Annotated in this window: 14 protein-coding genes; 5 read left to right on the forward strand and 9 right to left on the reverse strand. The window is 65.0% G+C overall.

Translation table 11 applies throughout. The features are described 5' to 3' along the window. Positions 1 to 105 precede the first annotated feature (105 nt). Complete coding sequence (locus BBTA_RS36765; RefSeq protein WP_012047571.1) at positions 106 to 516, forward strand: VOC family protein; 411 nt, start codon at positions 106 to 108, stop codon at positions 514 to 516. Positions 517 to 532: 16 nt separating this feature from the next. On the opposite strand, the gene BBTA_RS36770 is transcribed toward BBTA_RS36765, so the two are convergent. Both BBTA_RS36770 and BBTA_RS36775 read right to left on the reverse strand, forming a co-directional pair. After that, positions 533 to 1,861, reverse strand: a complete 1,329-nt coding sequence (locus tag BBTA_RS36770) for a DUF2330 domain-containing protein (protein WP_012047572.1) — start codon at positions 1,859 to 1,861, stop codon at positions 533 to 535. Beyond that, positions 1,858 to 2,682 carry an RnfABCDGE type electron transport complex subunit D gene (locus BBTA_RS36775; RefSeq protein ID WP_012047573.1) on the reverse strand — a complete coding sequence of 275 codons (825 nt, stop codon included), beginning with the start codon at positions 2,680 to 2,682 and terminating at the stop codon, positions 1,858 to 1,860. The genes BBTA_RS36770 and BBTA_RS36775 overlap by 4 nt, the downstream gene beginning before the upstream one ends. 156 nt (positions 2,683 to 2,838) lie before the next feature. On the opposite strand from BBTA_RS36775, the gene BBTA_RS36780 reads away from it, so the two are divergent. Continuing rightward, positions 2,839 to 4,413 carry an AMP-binding protein gene (locus BBTA_RS36780; protein ID WP_012047574.1) on the forward strand — a complete coding sequence of 525 codons (1,575 nt, stop codon included), beginning with the start codon at positions 2,839 to 2,841 and terminating at the stop codon, positions 4,411 to 4,413. An 8-nt stretch (positions 4,414 to 4,421) separates the two neighbouring features. Here BBTA_RS36780 and BBTA_RS36785 read toward each other — a convergent pair whose 3' ends face one another. The 4 genes from BBTA_RS36785 to BBTA_RS36800 all read right to left on the reverse strand — a co-directional run bounded on the left by BBTA_RS36785 (position 4,422) and on the right by BBTA_RS36800 (position 9,929). After that, positions 4,422 to 5,723 (reverse strand): cytochrome P450, encoded by a 1,302-nt coding sequence (locus tag BBTA_RS36785; protein ID WP_012047575.1) that lies wholly within the window; start codon positions 5,721 to 5,723, stop codon positions 4,422 to 4,424. A gap of 114 nt (positions 5,724 to 5,837) precedes the next feature. After that, on the reverse strand, positions 5,838 to 6,947 hold the full coding sequence (locus BBTA_RS36790) for an HD domain-containing phosphohydrolase (RefSeq protein WP_012047576.1): 1,110 nt from the start codon (positions 6,945 to 6,947) through the stop codon (positions 5,838 to 5,840). A 214-nt stretch (positions 6,948 to 7,161) separates the two neighbouring features. Next, positions 7,162 to 9,444 (reverse strand): molybdopterin cofactor-binding domain-containing protein, encoded by a 2,283-nt coding sequence (locus BBTA_RS36795; protein ID WP_012047577.1) that lies wholly within the window; start codon positions 9,442 to 9,444, stop codon positions 7,162 to 7,164. Then, positions 9,441 to 9,929 carry a (2Fe-2S)-binding protein gene (locus tag BBTA_RS36800; protein WP_012047578.1) on the reverse strand — a complete coding sequence of 163 codons (489 nt, stop codon included), beginning with the start codon at positions 9,927 to 9,929 and terminating at the stop codon, positions 9,441 to 9,443. Before BBTA_RS36800 ends, BBTA_RS36795 begins: the two co-directional genes overlap by 4 nt. A gap of 258 nt (positions 9,930 to 10,187) precedes the next feature. Here BBTA_RS36800 and BBTA_RS36805 point away from each other — a divergent pair, with 258 nt between their 5' ends. Next, on the forward strand, positions 10,188 to 10,568 hold the full coding sequence (locus tag BBTA_RS36805; RefSeq protein ID WP_148221573.1) for a hypothetical protein: 381 nt from the start codon (positions 10,188 to 10,190) through the stop codon (positions 10,566 to 10,568). 40 nt (positions 10,569 to 10,608) lie between these two features. Next, on the forward strand, positions 10,609 to 11,280 hold the full coding sequence (locus BBTA_RS36810) for a dienelactone hydrolase family protein (RefSeq protein WP_012047580.1): 672 nt from the start codon (positions 10,609 to 10,611) through the stop codon (positions 11,278 to 11,280). Positions 11,281 to 11,467: 187 nt separating this feature from the next. Here the strand turns inward: BBTA_RS36810 and BBTA_RS36815 are convergent, their stop codons facing one another. From BBTA_RS36815 to BBTA_RS36825, 3 genes are all read right to left on the reverse strand, one after another. After that, positions 11,468 to 12,184, reverse strand: a complete 717-nt coding sequence (locus tag BBTA_RS36815) for a polysaccharide biosynthesis/export family protein (protein WP_012047581.1) — start codon at positions 12,182 to 12,184, stop codon at positions 11,468 to 11,470. 347 nt (positions 12,185 to 12,531) lie between these two features. Then, a complete protein-coding gene (msrA, locus tag BBTA_RS36820; RefSeq protein WP_012047582.1) occupies positions 12,532 to 13,188 on the reverse strand; it encodes a peptide-methionine (S)-S-oxide reductase MsrA in 657 nt (218 codons plus the stop codon). A 185-nt stretch (positions 13,189 to 13,373) separates the two neighbouring features. Further along, positions 13,374 to 13,691, reverse strand: a complete 318-nt coding sequence (locus BBTA_RS36825; RefSeq protein ID WP_012047583.1) for a hypothetical protein — start codon at positions 13,689 to 13,691, stop codon at positions 13,374 to 13,376. Positions 13,692 to 14,051: 360 nt separating this feature from the next. On the opposite strand from BBTA_RS36825, the gene rpsT reads away from it, so the two are divergent. Beyond that, entirely contained in the window at positions 14,052 to 14,318 is a 267-nt protein-coding gene (gene rpsT / locus BBTA_RS36830) for a 30S ribosomal protein S20 (RefSeq protein ID WP_012047584.1), read from the forward strand. Positions 14,319 to 15,102: the final 784 nt, after the last annotated feature.

Raw genomic sequence — 15,102 nt, forward strand, 5'->3', positions numbered from 1 at the left:
CTCGACGTTTATCGTTGAGCGTCCATTCGCGGACCGCCGAAGAATGGTGTAACAGACTCCCGCGACGACGGCGAGTTCGACGTGTCACCAGGGGAGGAGCAGGCCATGCCGGTCAAGATCGACGCACTCGACCATCTGGTCATCAATGTCGCCGATGTGGAGCGCACGACCGCCTGGTATCAGAAAGTCCTGGGCATGACACTGCAGGTGTCCGATCCGGGCCCTGGCCGGGCCAAGCGCACGTCGCTGCATTTCGGCAGCCAGAAGATCAACGTGCGACCGAAGGACGCGGACAAGGTGGACTGGTTCACCGCCGATCACGTGATGGCCGGCAGTGACGATCTTTGCTTTTTGACCACCAGCACTCCCGAGGAGGTCGTCGCCCATCTGGACGCGCTGGGCATCACCATCGAGGAGGGCCCGATCGCCCGGCAGGGAGCCCGCGGCACCCTGCGCTCGGTCTATTGTCGCGATCCCGACGGCAGCCTGATCGAAATCTCGTCGTACCAGGACTGAGCCCGAGGGCTGCGCGTCACTTCAATTCGCCCTCGCCGCTCTGCGCCATCTTGGCGACGATCTCGCTGCGCGGCCAGCCGGTCAATGCGGCGAGATCGGTCGCCTCCTTGGCGAAGCGCGCGGTAAGTCTGTCCTGATAGGACCTGGCCGCGTCGCATTTGGCCTCGCCGCGCCACGGATGATGCTGCACGTAGCGCCCCTGGAAGTTGCTGCGGTCCCTGGTCTCCGTGAACACGATGTCCTCGGGAAACGTCTTGGCGTCGTAGCGGACGTGCAGCCGGGTCACGAAGGCATCGGAGCCGCCGCCGCGGCGCACGGCGCTGAACGCCGTGTCGTCGCTGCTGCCGATCCAGCGCGCCCCGAGCTCGGCCAGTTCCTTGTTGCTCATGGGATCGGCGGCACAGGGATCGCACCATCCCATGTCCCAGGCATATTCGACGAACACCGCCTGCATGTTCTCGCGCGCCACGGCGCGCTCGAACACCGCCTTGTAGAACGGGCCGAACTCGTTCTTGACGTAGAGCGGAACGTCGATGTCGGTGGGGATCTTCACGGTGCGGTAGTTGGCGGCTTCGATGCGGCCGCTCCTGGTGAGTGCGTAGATGATGAGATCCTGCGGCCCTGCGGCATTGACCGTGCCGAGCCGCAGCGGCACCATGAACTTGGCGCTCTGGTAGCGCACCTGCAGGGGACGCAGGGTGCCGTTGCCGACCGCCTTCATGCGCTCGACATTGACCTTGGCGACGAAGAACCGCATGCCCTGCCTGATGTAGCTGCCGAGCACGGCCTCCGCACCTTGCGGAATGCGATAATCATTGTCGGTCAGCCAGCGCGTCAGGCCGTCGCTCTCCTGCGCCGACAGGATCAGCACGTCGTATTCGGCGACGTCGTAGCTCGCCTCGATGGTGACGCCGTATTGGCGGGACAGGGATGCCTCGCCTCTTGCAACCGCGGACGGCATCGGAGCGCCAGGAGCCATGCGGTACATGATCGGATGGCACGGATCCTCGTCGTGATACTCCACCAGCCGCGGCGCGGTATAGCTGTCGAGATGGTCGATCGTCTTCGGTTCGACCACGCCGATCTGCTTGCGTTCGATGAAGGTCGGCACGGGGACGACGACCGCGAACTCCTTCACGTCGCCCTCGAAGTCACTGGCCATGGTGATCGAGGTCTGTTCACCATCCCGGGCCAGCACCACCTTCGAGGATTTGTTGAACAGCTTGGCATCCGCCTGCGCGACGTAGAAGCCGCAGAAGGCATTGGCCGGGACCACGGCCGCGTGGGCCAGGATCGCAGCCGTGGCGACACAAGTCCGGAAGATCTTGTCGATGCGCAGGGTCATGTCGAAACTCCTTTCGGAACGGAAGGACGCCAGGAAAAGCGCGCGGCCGGCACGAGCCGGTCGAGCACGTGCGTGAGCGGCGACAGCGCGATCAGCGCGACATAGAGCGCCGGACGCATCTGCAGAACGAAAGCCAGATAGTGCGCGGCGACGGCCACCGTGACCGCGAAAAGCAGGCGGCCCACGCGCGAATCCGGCGTTGTGCGCGGGTCGGAGATCATGAAGAAGGTGAAGATCAGCAGCGAACCACTCTGCAACTGGTGCAGCGGAATGGCGATGGGATCGCCGAGCCAGGCGGCACGCAGCAGCAGCAGTGCGGCGTGGCTGGCGAAGAAATAGATCGCGATATCGACACGGTGCGAGGCACTGAGCACCAGAATCGCGAACAAGCCGGCCAGGGTTGCGAACCAGATCTCGGCGCCCCATTGGCCCGGCGAGATCCACACGCCGCGCGTCGTGAACAGCAGCACCACGATGGCAAAGCCGGCGGGATTGAAGACGTGCTTGCCGTCGACGCGGAGCACGAATTTCGAGCCGATCGCGATCAGGGCCGCGGCGGCATGCAGCCACAGCGCATCGGCGCGAAGCAGCAGGCTGAGCGACAGGCCGGTGATCAAGGGCGACTTGGCATCGAACGGCACACCGGAGAGGCGGCAGCCGACGGCCTGTGTGAGCAGCGCCGTCGCAACAGCGATCAGGCTTGCCGCAGGACGCGCCCCGAAATCGATGATCGCGACATTGACCGCCAGCAGTGTCGCCAATGCCGCGATCTGGAAATAGCGAGCATCGGGCAACCGCCATGGTCGTGGCCAGGTCAGCATGCAAACCTCCGGGCGCGTTTTGCCGCGCCATTGGTCGCGCGCGACGAGAGGCGGGTTCAATCCCGATTTGATTGCAGAGGCGGGGAATGGCAAAAGACGCTGCAAGACCACATCAAGCGGCCGGCAGTGCCCGCATATCAATGACCGGGAGGACAGATGAACGGAATCAGCATGGCGCGGGGCACGGTGACGCCGTTCGACGGCATGGACGTGCCGTGGCTGCTCAAGCTGCGCAGCGAGACCCGGCGTGACCATCCCTTCCTGATCTGGGCGCCGTTCGATGCCCCGGCGCGCCATTGGAGCTACGGCGCGTTTCATGAACGGGTCGGCGCATTGGCAGCCGGCCTGGTCAAGCGCGGTGTGAAGCCAGGCGATGCCGTGCTGATCCATCTCGACAATTGCGTCGAGGCGATGCTCGCCTGGTTCGCTTGTGTCGAGCTTGGCGCGCTTGCCGTGACCACCAACACGCGCTCCGCCGCCGCGGAGATGAGCTATTTCGCCGAGCATTGCCGCGCCGTGGCCGCGATCACCCAGCCAGCCTATGCCGAGATGATCTCGGCGCATTGCCGCGGCATCCGCTGGCTTGCGGTGATCTCGCATGATCCGGGGCAGCCGGAAACGGCCGCCGTCGGCGTAGGCGACCGTTTCGAAACGCTGTTCGCCGACAGCGCCGACCGGCCGCGGCGGCCGGTCGATCCCTTCGCCCCCTGCAGCGTGCAATACACGTCAGGCACGACATCGCGGCCCAAGGCGGTGCTGTGGACGCATGCCAATGCGCTGTGGGGCGCCAAGGTCAACGCCGTGCATCAGGACCTGCATCAGCACGACGTACACCAGACCTATCTGCCGCTGTTCCACACCAATGCGCTGGCCTATTCGATGCTCGCGAGCCTGTGGGTCGGTGCCAGCTGCGTGATCCAGCCGCGCTTTTCGGCCAGCCGGTTCTGGCCCGTGGCGCTGGAGCATGGCTGCACCTGGACCTCGACGATCCCGTTCTGCATGAAGGCCCTGCTCGACCAGGAGGTGCCGAGGGATCACAAATTCCGGCTCTGGGGCACCGCGATGTCCGAGCCTATGGCGTTCGCCAAGTTCGGCATCAAGATCATCGGCTGGTGGGGCATGACCGAGACCATCACCCACGGCATTGTCGGCGACATCGACCAGCCGAACACGCCGATGTCGATCGGCCGCGCCGCGCCGGAATACACCATCCGCATCACCGACGATGACGGCCGGCCGACGGATGTCGGCGGCACCGGCAACCTCGCCATCAAGGGCGTTCCCGGACTGTCGCTGTTTGCAGAGTATCTCTACAACGCGGAGGCGACGCGGACGAGCTTCGATGCCGACGGCTTCTTCCTCACCGGGGATCGGGTCACACGTTTGGAGAACGGCTTCATCAAGTTCGGCGACCGCACCAAGGACATGCTCAAGGTCGGCGGCGAGAATGTCGCGGCGTCCGAGATCGAGCAGGTGATCATCACGGTGCCAGGCGTGCGCGAGACTGCTGTGGTCGCCAAAAAGCACCCGATGCTCGACGAGGTGCCGGTCGCGTTCGTGATCGCGCAGGATGGCATTCCGCGCGACCAATTGCCTGAAACGGTGCTGGCGGCCTGCCGCGCGGGACTCGCCGACTTCAAGGTGCCGCGCGAGGTCAGGCTGGTCGACGAACTGCCGCGCTCGACACTTGAGAAGGTCGCGAAAGCCGAGTTGCGCAAGCTGCTCGACTGAGCGCGGCCTCAGGCCATCGTCACACGGATCGGCAACGTCTTCGGTCCGTTGACGAAGGTGGCCTGGGTCATCTTCACCGGACCGGCCAGCGACAGCGCGCTCAGGCGCGGCAGCAGCTCCTCGAACAGGATACGCATCTCGAGCTTGGCGAGGTACTGCCCCAGGCATAGATGCGCGCCATAGCCGAAGGCCACGTGCCGGTTCGGCCGGCGGTCGCAGCGGAACCTGTCGGCCTCCTCGAACACGGCCTCGTCGCGATTGCCGGACGCGTAGCACAGCATCAGCCAGTCGCCCTTGGCGATCCGCCGGCCGCCGAGCTCGGTGTCCGCGGTGGCGCTGCGCATGAAATGCTTGACCGGCGTCATCCAGCGGATCGCTTCGTCGACCAGCCCCGGGATCAGCTCGGGATCGGCCTTGACACGCGCGAACTGCGCGGGGTCCTCGGCCAGCGCCCAGATCGCGCCGGCCGTCGATGACGAGGTCGTGTCATGGCCTGCGGTCGCAACGATCATGTAGTAGCTGGTGCGGTCATGCAGCGGCATGTCCTCGCCGTTGATCTTGGCATTGGCGATGACGGTGGCGAGATCGTCGCGGGGATGGGCCCGGCGGTCTTCGGTGATGCGCTGGAAATAGGCGGCGAAGTCGGCCACAACGGCCTGCAGCATCGCCGCGAACACCTCGGCCGACAGCGCCTCGCGCACCCGTGCCGTGTCCGGGTCCTGCGGACCGAACAACTCCTGCGTCAGCTTGAGCATGCGCGGCTCATCCGCCTCGGGCACGCCCAGAATCTCCATGATGACGTGCAGGGGATAGCCGAGCGCGACATCGGCGACGAAATCGCAGACGCCCCCATTGGCCGCGGCCTTCGCGGCCATGCGATCGACCGTGGCCCGGGCGATCTCGCGGATGCGCGGCTCGAACTTGGCGATATTGGCGGGCATGAACCAGCCCTGCGTCAGCGCGCGATATTTCGGATGATCCGGCGCATCCATCTGCACCAGCGAGCGCACCAGATTGGGCTGGCCGGTGATCTTGTGGACGCGCTCCAGCACGGCCTTGTTGGTCAGAGTCGTGGCGCGGTCCGCGTTGTGGAACAGGTCGTTCTGGCGGCTGATCGCGAGAATGTCGGCATGCCGCGTCACCACCCAGAACGGATCGAACGCGTCGAGCTGCGCGCGGCCGAGCGGATTGTTGGCGCGCAGCCAGCGATAGGCATCATGGATGCGGTGATCGGCGTAGCACGCCGGATCGACCAGCGCGGCCGCGATGTCCTGGGGAATCGCTTCGTCGGCCGATGCGGCTGCGCCCATCCCGTCTCTCCCGCCTATTGTCTTTATTGCGGCAAGAGTAACGGACCGCGCGCCGGCCGCACTTGCGTCCAGCGGCTGCGGAGAGGGTCAACGGATGCGCGCGGCGCGATCCGGTCAGTGGGCGCCCATGGCGACGGGACGGAACGCCTGCAGCAGCTGCTGGTCGAGCTTCGACCCCATACTCTCCATGATCGAGAACGCGCGCGCATGCGAGAAGGCCGGCCGATAGGCCCGGTTCTCGATCAGCGCGGCATAGACGTCGACGATGGTGGTCAGGCGCACGATGTCGCTGATCTGCTCATTGTGCAGAGCATCGGGATAGCCGGAGCCGTCGAGGAATTCGTGATGATGCAGGATCACGTCCAGCATCTCCGGCGGGAAGCCGCCCTGCCGTGCGAGCGCCTCATAGCCGCGACGCGGATGCTGGCGCAGGATGGCGATCTCCTCGGCAGTCAGCTTGCCCTGCTTGTCGAGCACGGCGACCGGAATGAACGCCTTGCCAACATCGTGCAGCAGCGCTGCGCGCACCAGGCGGCGCTGGTCTTCCTCGCGCATCCCGAGATGGATCGAGAAGCCGACCGCAAAGCCGGTCACGTACAAGCAGTGCCGATAGGTGTCGTTGTGGTGGCAGCCGACGATGGTCAGCCACTCGCGCAGCGAGGAGTGCTTGATGGCCTTCAGGATCTTGCTCTCGGCGGCGACGATGTCCGCCATGGTCAGCGCGACGCCGTCCGGCAGCTTCTCGAACATCTTGACCATCACCGCCTGCGCGGCCTCGACGCCGCGATTGAGCAGCTTGCCGCGATCGGTCTCGTCATAGCCATCATCGGCGGGCAGAGCCGAGCGGATCCGCTGCAGCACGTCGGCCGGGCTGAACGGGCGTGCGATCGTATCGGTGGCGCCGAGCGCCCAGGCCTGCATCGTGGCATGGTGCAGCGCCTCGGCCAGCACGAACAGGCGCGGCACCTCGCTATAGGCGCGCGACGCAAGCTTCTTGCGCACGCGCTGCACGCTTTCCGGCGAGCGCAGATTGATGTCGACGATCACGCCGGAGAAGCGGTTGCCGGGATTTTCCGGAATCTCCGTGGTCGCCATCATTTCGACATCGCCCACCGAGCGCAGGATGCGCGCCAGCTCGCTGCTCTGGTCGCCGCGATCGGAGGCGAGCAGGAGATGACGCCTGGTCGCGGTCTCGGTCGCGGTCTGCTTGGCTGTCGCGCTCATACGTGCTCGCCCCTGCGGTTTGCTGCGCATGCACCCTATCCGGATGCGGGTTCGTCGCGGCTTAACCGGTTCGTTCAAGCTGTCTGCTTTCCGGTAAGCGGGACGTTAAGAGCATCGGCCGATTTTCGCAGTATTCATCGGCGGTGCCGACAAACAAGAACCGCCGGAGACGGCCTCCGGCGGTTCCCAGATCAAGCAGTGCACGCCCGATGCGCTAGGCCTTCATGTTGGCCTTCACCGCTTCCGCGGTGATCGGCAGCGAGCGCAGGCGGGCACCGCAGGCGTTGTAGATGGCGTTGCCGAGCGCCGGTGCGACCACGGTGACCGCGGGCTCGCCGACGCCGGTCGCCTTCTCGCCATTGGCGATGACGGCGATCGCGACCTCCGGCACCTGGCTCATCCGCAGCGGCGTGTAGCTGTCGAAGTTGGTCTGCTCGATGCCGCCATCCTTCAACGTCGCCTTCTCGTACATCGCCAGCGACAATCCCCACAGCGCCGCGCCCTCGACCTGGGCGCGGATGTTGTCGGGATGCACCTGGGTGCCGACGTCGGTCGCCACGGTGAGCTTCTTCACCGTCACCGCGCCGTTGTCAGCCACCGCGACATGGGCGACGCAGGCCGTCCAGCTCGCGGACGCCCGCTCCTGCGACGACACGCAGGCGACGCCCATGCCCTCGCCCTTCGGCAGCTTCTTCGACCCGTAGCCGGACAGGCCCATCGCCGCCAGCAGCGTGTTGCGCAGCCGCTGCGCGCCGCCATCGTTCTTGCCCTTGCCGTCGAGCAGCGCGATACGGAACTGCGCCGGGTCCTGGCCGGACGCGGCGGCGATCTCGTCGATCATGCTCTCGACCGCCCAGAACGTCCAACCCGGCGCCACCGAGCGGAGCTGGCCGGACGGCGTCGCATTATGCGCGAGCTCGTTCTTGATCGCGCGCACATGGTGGTTGGGCACGGTGTAGAAGAAGTCGGCGCCGTTGACCGTGAACGAGTCGAGCGGGCCCTTCTTGTCGACCGACGGCGTCAGGAAGTCCGGGATGCCCCAGCGCGCCGTCGGCCAGGCCGAGACGACGTCGTGGCTCAGAGCAATGAGCTTGCCATTGCTGTCGAGCCCGGCCTTCACTTTCTGGTAGGTGAGCGGCCGCGAGTAGTCCATCGTCATGTCGTTCTCGCGGGAATAGATCACCTTGACCGGCTTGCCCACGGCCTTCGCCGCCTGCACCGCCGGCACCATCATGTCGGCATCGAGCCGGCGGCCGAAGCCGCCGCCAAGCCAGGCCTGGTGCATCACGACATATTTCGGATCGATCCCGGCGGCGCCCGCCGCGATCGCGCCGGAGCGGGTCGCGAACTGATTGCCGGAGTAGATGTGCAGGATGTCGCCCTTGAACTCGGCGGTGGCGTTCATCGGCTCCATCGGCGCGTGGATGTTGATGCTGGTGGTGTACTCCGCCTCCAGCACTTTCGCGGCGCCCGCCAGTGCCGCATTGGCATCGCCATCCTTGACGAAGAACTGCCCGGCATCGTCCTGCGCCTGCAGCCGCATCGCCTCGGTGATGATGCTGTCGGTGCTGACATTGGCATACGGACCCTTGTCATAGCTGATCTTCAGCGCGTCCGCGGCCTTCTTGGCATTGGCGAAGGTCGAGGCCACCGCGACCACCCAGCCTGACGTGGAGCCGGTCTTGTCGTCGAGCACGACCGCCTTGATGAAGCCCGGGACCTTCTTGGCCTCGCTGTCATCGACGGACTTGACGGTGGCGCCGAAGCGCACCGGCGGCGTCACCACCTTGCCGTAGACCATGCCCGGCAGCATCGTGTCGATGCCGTATTTCGCCGTGCCGTTGGTCTTGGCGGGAATGTCGAGCTGCGGCACCGAGACGCCGATCATCGTGTACTGATCGGGGGTCTTCAAGGTCAGCGCCTTCAGCTCGTCGGCCGTGAAGCTCTTGGTGATCTTGCCGCTCTTGACGATCTCGGCATAGCTCATCTGCTTCTTCGACTTCGGATGCATCACGACGCCGTCGCGCACCACGAGTTCCTTCGCCGTGACGCCCATCACTGATGCGGCGGCCTCGGTCAGCGCGATGCGGCCGGCGGCGCCGGCGCGGCTCATGGCGTCGAAGTTCATCATCGTGCTCCAGCTGCCGCCGGTGATCTGGGCGCCGAGCACGGGATCGTTGAACTTCGGATCGTTGGAGGCGAGCTGGACGCGCATGTCCTTCCAGGCCGCACCGAGCTCCTCGCAGATGATCTGCGCCATCGTCGAGGCGATGTGCTGACCCATATCGGCCTTGCCGCAGGTCACGGTAACCAGGCCATCCGGCGCGATCGAATACCAGACGCTGGGCTCGAAGCTCGCAGGTGTCGTTGCGGCGAGCGCGCCATCGGCGAGGCCGGCATAGCCAAGCACGAGGCCGGTCGCGGCGGTGCCGACCAGGAAGGAGCGGCGGCTGAGATCGGGCGCCATCGACGGCGCTGCCTTGACGTGCTGGTTCATGTCGCCCTCCGGTCGCTGGTGTTCGACGCGGTGCGCATCTCGGATGCGGCGCGCTGGATCGCCTTTTGGATCCGCGAATAGGTCATGCAGCGGCAGAGATTGCCGTCCATATGCGCGACGATCTCCTCCTTGGTCGGGCTCGTGGTCTTGGCCAGCAGCGAGGCCGCCTGCATGATCTGGCCCGACTGGCAGTAGCCGCATTGCGGCACCTGCTCGGCGATCCACGCCTTCTGCAAGGGATGGTCGCCCTTCTGCGACAGTCCCTCGATGGTGGTGATCTTCTTGTTGGTGACGTCGCCGACCATGGTCTGGCATGAGCGCACCGCCTCGCCATTGACATGCACGGTACAGGCCCCGCACAGCCCGGCGCCGCAGCCGAACTTGGTGCCGGTCATCTGCAACTGCTCGCGGATGACCCATAGCAGCGGCGTGTCATTCGCCGCGTCGACGGACATGGTCCGCCCATTGATGGTGAGATTAGGCATGTGGTTTCTTCCCCGCCCGGCGTGCGACTTCGCTTACGGCGAAGTTCGGTTTGTCGAGATCCCTGGCACCCACCGGATAGATGCCAGCCATCATAAGAATGATCGCGTTGCGAGGGGGACGCAACGGAATTTGGAACAACGCCGTGCGAAATGAATCGGCAATCCGCCTTGTGCGGCGCGGAAGCGCTGGGATCGCGACGCCGCACAGGCTAAGAACGGCGGCTGTCGGCCGCGTTCTGCCGAAGGAGACGCCTGTCCATGAGAACACCCGCGCACAGACCGCCGCGTCTCAGCATCGCCATGCTGTCGTCCGTGGTGCTGCTCACGGATCTGCTAATCGCGAATCCCGCTGACGCGCACGAGGCGGGTTCCTCGCCAGGCGGCCGCGCGCCTTTCACAGCGACGTTATCCAACCTGTCGCCGCTTGCCTTCGGAATGGATGTCGGTGAGACATCACGCGCGCTGGCGCAGCCGCTGATCTACGTGAAGGGATCACCCGGCAACGAGACCTATCTCGCCTTGCGGAATCTCGGAGGCAGCGGATTGGTGCCGCATCGTCATCGCCTGTTTCTCAAGTTCCGGAACGGACGGCTGAGCGGCTGGAAAGAGGATTACGGCACCAATTGGATGTGGCGGTAAACGCCGCGCAGGTTTGGACTCATAGTTGGAAGGACAGAACGTGGGACAGGACATCAAGCTCGCTGCGGCAGACGGCTTTCAGCTCGGCGCTTACCGGGCAGATCCGGCGGGAACGCCAAAGGGCGCCCTTGTCGTCATCCAGGAGATCTTCGGCGTCAATCATCACATCCGCAATGTCTGTGACCGGCTCGCCGCCGAAGGCTATGTCGCGGTGGCACCCGCGATCTTCGACCGCATCGAACCCGACTTCACGTCAGGCTACTCCCCTGATGAAATCGCCGTGGCGCGGAAATTCGTCGCCAATCCGGATTGGCCTGCCATGCTGCGCGACACCCAGGCCGCGATCGACGCGGTGAAGGATGTGGCCGCGGTCGGGATCATCGGCTTTTGCCTCGGCGGCAGCATCGCCTATGCGGCGGCGACCAAACTGACCGGGTTGAAGGCCGCGGTCGGCTATTATGGCGGCGCCATCGTGCGCTTCGCCGATGACAAGCCCACTGTCCCCACCCAGCTGCATTTCGGCGAGAAGGATGCCGGCATTCCCTTGGCCGACGTCGACGCTATCAAGGCCAAGCGCCCCGACGTCGAGATCTTCGTCTATCCCGGCGCCCAGCACGGCTTCGGCTGCGATGAGCGCGCGAGCTACGACAAGCCGAGCGCCGATCTCGCCTGGACGCGCAGCCTCGCCTTCTTCGCGCAGCATCTGCGTTGAGGACGGCCGCCGTCATTGCGAGGGGCGAAGCGACGACGCACTCCAGAGCCTCAACCTGACTCTATAGCGCTTCGCTCGGAATAACGGGAAGGCAAAGGCTGAGGTCGCTCACGGCCGCCGCATAGCGGGACCCGCGATCACGCACTTCCGGTTCACGCTCCGCGGTCGCCCCGAATGGCTGCCGAGATCAGAACCAGCGCTCGCCGACCTGAATCGTATCGCCGGGCTTGAGCGAGGTGCCCAACGGCACCTCGTAGCGGGCCACGCCTGACGCATCGGTATGGGTCAGCGTGACCACGTCGCGTCGCGCGCGCGGCGAGAAGCCGCCGGCGATCGCGATCGCGCTCTCCACCGTCATGTTGGGAACGTAGGGATATTGGCCAGGCGCCTGCACCTCGCCCAGGATGAAGAACGGGCGATAGGCTTCGATCTCGACCGCGACCGATGGTTCACGAATGTAGCCGTTGCGCAGCTTGGCCGCGATCTCGGCGGCGAGGCCGGCCGTGGTGCGGCCACGCGCCGGCACGCTGCCGATCAGCGGCATCGTAATCGCGCCGGATGCATCGATCGCGTAGGTGTTGGTGAGCCCCTCCTGGCCGTAGACAACGACGCGCAGCCGGTCGCCGGCATCGAGATGGTACGCAGCATCATACCGCGGCGGCGTGTAGCCGGCAGGCATGACATAGGCGCCACCGCGCGGGGCGGCGGCGAACGCGTTGCGCAGCGCCGGGATGGCCCCACCCTGCCCGGTGGCGGCAACCGGGTCGGAGGAAGGCATCCCATAGGCCATTGCATCGAGATCACTGTGCGGCTGGCCGACGGCGACGGGGGAAGCCGTGTGCATACAGCCCGACAGCAGGATCGCGGAAAAGGCGGCAATGACTGGAACGAAAAACGCGCGCACTCGAACAATCCTTGAAGGAGGATGTGCCCTAGTGATGCGCGGTTAAGGTTAACAAATCGTTGGCGCGTGTCGTCTGCGCCGCGCGCAACTGCGCCTGGACGAGGCCGCGCGACGCGAGCCAATAGGCCTTACGAGAAAAACCCTCTCCACGAGGCCGGAGAGGGCATCCCATGTCACGGCAACGCGCCGCTGAAACGCAACGAGCGTTTCCTCAGGATCGGCGGCCAGTGCTGATTTGAGCTCTCGCCGCCTGTAACGCGGTCATGCTCCGCGAAGGCCTTCGCGGATGACGACAGCGGAGGTCGACATGTCCATCTCAACAGGACCGAGACTTTCGAAATGTTCGTCTAGGCAGTGACACCGACGCCGATCGGACACGCCACGCCGGTGCCGCCGAGCCCACAATAGCCGGCCGGATTCTTCGCCAGATATTGCTGATGATAATCCTCGGCGAAATAGAACGGGCCTGCCGGCGCGATCTCCGTCGTGATGGCCCCGAGCCCCTTGGCACGGAGCGCTGTCTCATAGGCGGCCTTCGACGCGTCCGCCGTCTCGCGCTGCGCATCGCTGAAAGTGTAGATCGCCGAGCGATATTGCGTGCCGACATCGTTGCCCTGGCGCATGCCCTGGGTCGGGTCATGACTCTCCCAGAACGTCTTCAGCAGGCGCTCATAGGAGATGACCTTGGGATCGAACACCACCAGGACGACCTCGGTATGCGCCGTCAGCCCCGAGCACACTTCCTCATAGGTCGGGTTCGGCGTGTGGCCGCCGGCATAGCCCACGGCGGTGACGTGGACGCCGTCGCCAAGCTGCCAGAATTTGCGCTCGGCGCCCCAGAAGCAGCCGAGCCCGAAAACGGCCTGCTCAAGGCCGGCGGGATAGGGCGGCAAGAGCCGGCGGCCATTGACGAAATGGGTCGGCGCCGTCGGGATCGGCTGGGTACGGCCGGGCAGCGCGTCGGCGGCGGTCGGCAAGACAGGGGATTTGCGCATGAAGAACATGGATGTCTCCGCTCATGGCCATGGGTTTCCGCAGGGGGAGAGAGAGCCCGCGGGCAGGATGGCCGATATCGTTCTGGATATATAGAGCTCTACGCGCCGGGCAGTAGCGCCGTTACGCCAGACGCAGCGCCGCGGCCCAGGGTTCCGCCCGCCCGCCGGTCGCCGGACGCGGCGAACCGCCGCGCTCAGTCGCGCGAATAGCCGATCAACGGCCGGCGCGGCCGGAACAGGAGCATCAGGAGAATGCCGAGCAGGCCAAGGACGGCGAAAACAGGCTGGTCGAGCAGCACCTTGACGATCCACTCCCACAGGAACGGGGCCTTGGCGTCCACCCAGGCCCGGAACGCGGCCTGGCTCGACTGGTGGACGTCGTTCCAGAGCTGGCCGAAGCGGGTGAATTGCAGGGTCTGGTCGGCCACCCAGCGCGCACCGTCATAGACGACGAAGATGAAGCTCCCGGCGAGCAGCAACAGCCCCACCAGCCGGAAAAAACCGCGGATCATGCCTCACCTGCCCTCTCTCAGCTGCCCCGAAGGGCAGCAAGGCCATAGCGGGCCCCCTCGGGAAATTCAACCTCGTCAGGGGTTTAGAAGCTCGTTTTACGCGGTTTCGGCGGCAGCGGGGGTCGCAGAGACCGTTGACGCTCGGCGGGGCTGCGCCTATAAGGTGCCCCACTGGCGGTGGGCGCAATCCCGCCGCCGCTGTTCTTTGAGCAGCGCCGGTCCACCGAGCAGATCCGCTTCGGTCGTGGCATTCTCAGAGAGGCGTCCGAACAACCACCGCGTCGATGGGACCGCGTCAGGCGGGCCGCGCGCGTACCCGCAAGAGCGGCGACTGCTCGCCGGCGAAGGATATTTGAGAGCATGGCCAATACGACTTCCGCGAAGAAAGCGACGCGCAAGATTGCCCGCCGCACCATCATCAACAAGTCGCGCCGCACCCAGATGCGCGGCGCGGTCCGGTCCGTCGAAGACGCGATCAAGAAGGGCGATCGCGAAGCTGCGCTGAAGGCGATGGCCAACGCCGAGCCGCAGCTGATGCGCGCCGCGCAGCGCAACATCATTCATAAGAACAATGCGAGCCGCAAAGTGTCGCGCCTCACGCACCAGATCGCCAAGCTCGCGAAGTGAACCGTTCGAGCGACTGACGAACTAATCAAGATGCAACAGCCCGGCTCACGCCGGGCTTTTCTTTTGCGCTCTCTGTCTTTGTGTACTCTGTCTTTGGCGCACTCTCTGTCTCGCCCCCTTGCAGCCGGCCGCCAGCGCATGTCAGGCGCGCGTCACACCTGAATGCGATCGTGTGAACCAGATTGGGACGCTGCACCGAGCTCGCGCATCCCAACAGCGGTGCTGTCGCGCAGACCTGACACGTTCCGTAGTCCTACGCGCCTGCGTTCCGTAGTTCTACGCGGTGACAATTTTGCCTCACCTGAAACAATCGCGAATCTGCATTGTGCATGCGCATCGATGTCAAGAGCACACAATCCGAGGTTCAACTCGCGCACGCTGTGCGGCGGGAGTTACCCGCTTGAAGTAATCGCAAAAAACTTCGCTTCGAAAATGACTTAAGCGCATAGCGCGACCAAGTGATTGGAAAAGCGGGCGCGCTCGGGGGCAACGTAAAAAAATTATGAAGAAATTTTGGGCAGACGATGTTGTTTGTCACATCCGAGATTCCTCGCGATGATTCAAAACCTTGCTTTCTTAACGCGCGACGCGATGCGGCAAGCGGTGCAAAGACTCGTCACGACTGCTCCGATCAAATGGATTGCGAGTCCCGGCGGATGATGTATTTCTTTAATCCACTCGCGGCGCCCACGATCTTGAGACCAGCGCGGTTTTAGAAACGGGGCGGACGTGCAAATCGGCGGCGGTGTGCGCGTTGGCGACGCTTTCCAAAGCGATGGCCGGT

The sequence above is a fragment of the Bradyrhizobium sp. BTAi1 genome, assembly GCF_000015165.1.
Classification (GTDB): Bacteria; Pseudomonadota; Alphaproteobacteria; order Rhizobiales; family Xanthobacteraceae; genus Bradyrhizobium; species Bradyrhizobium denitrificans.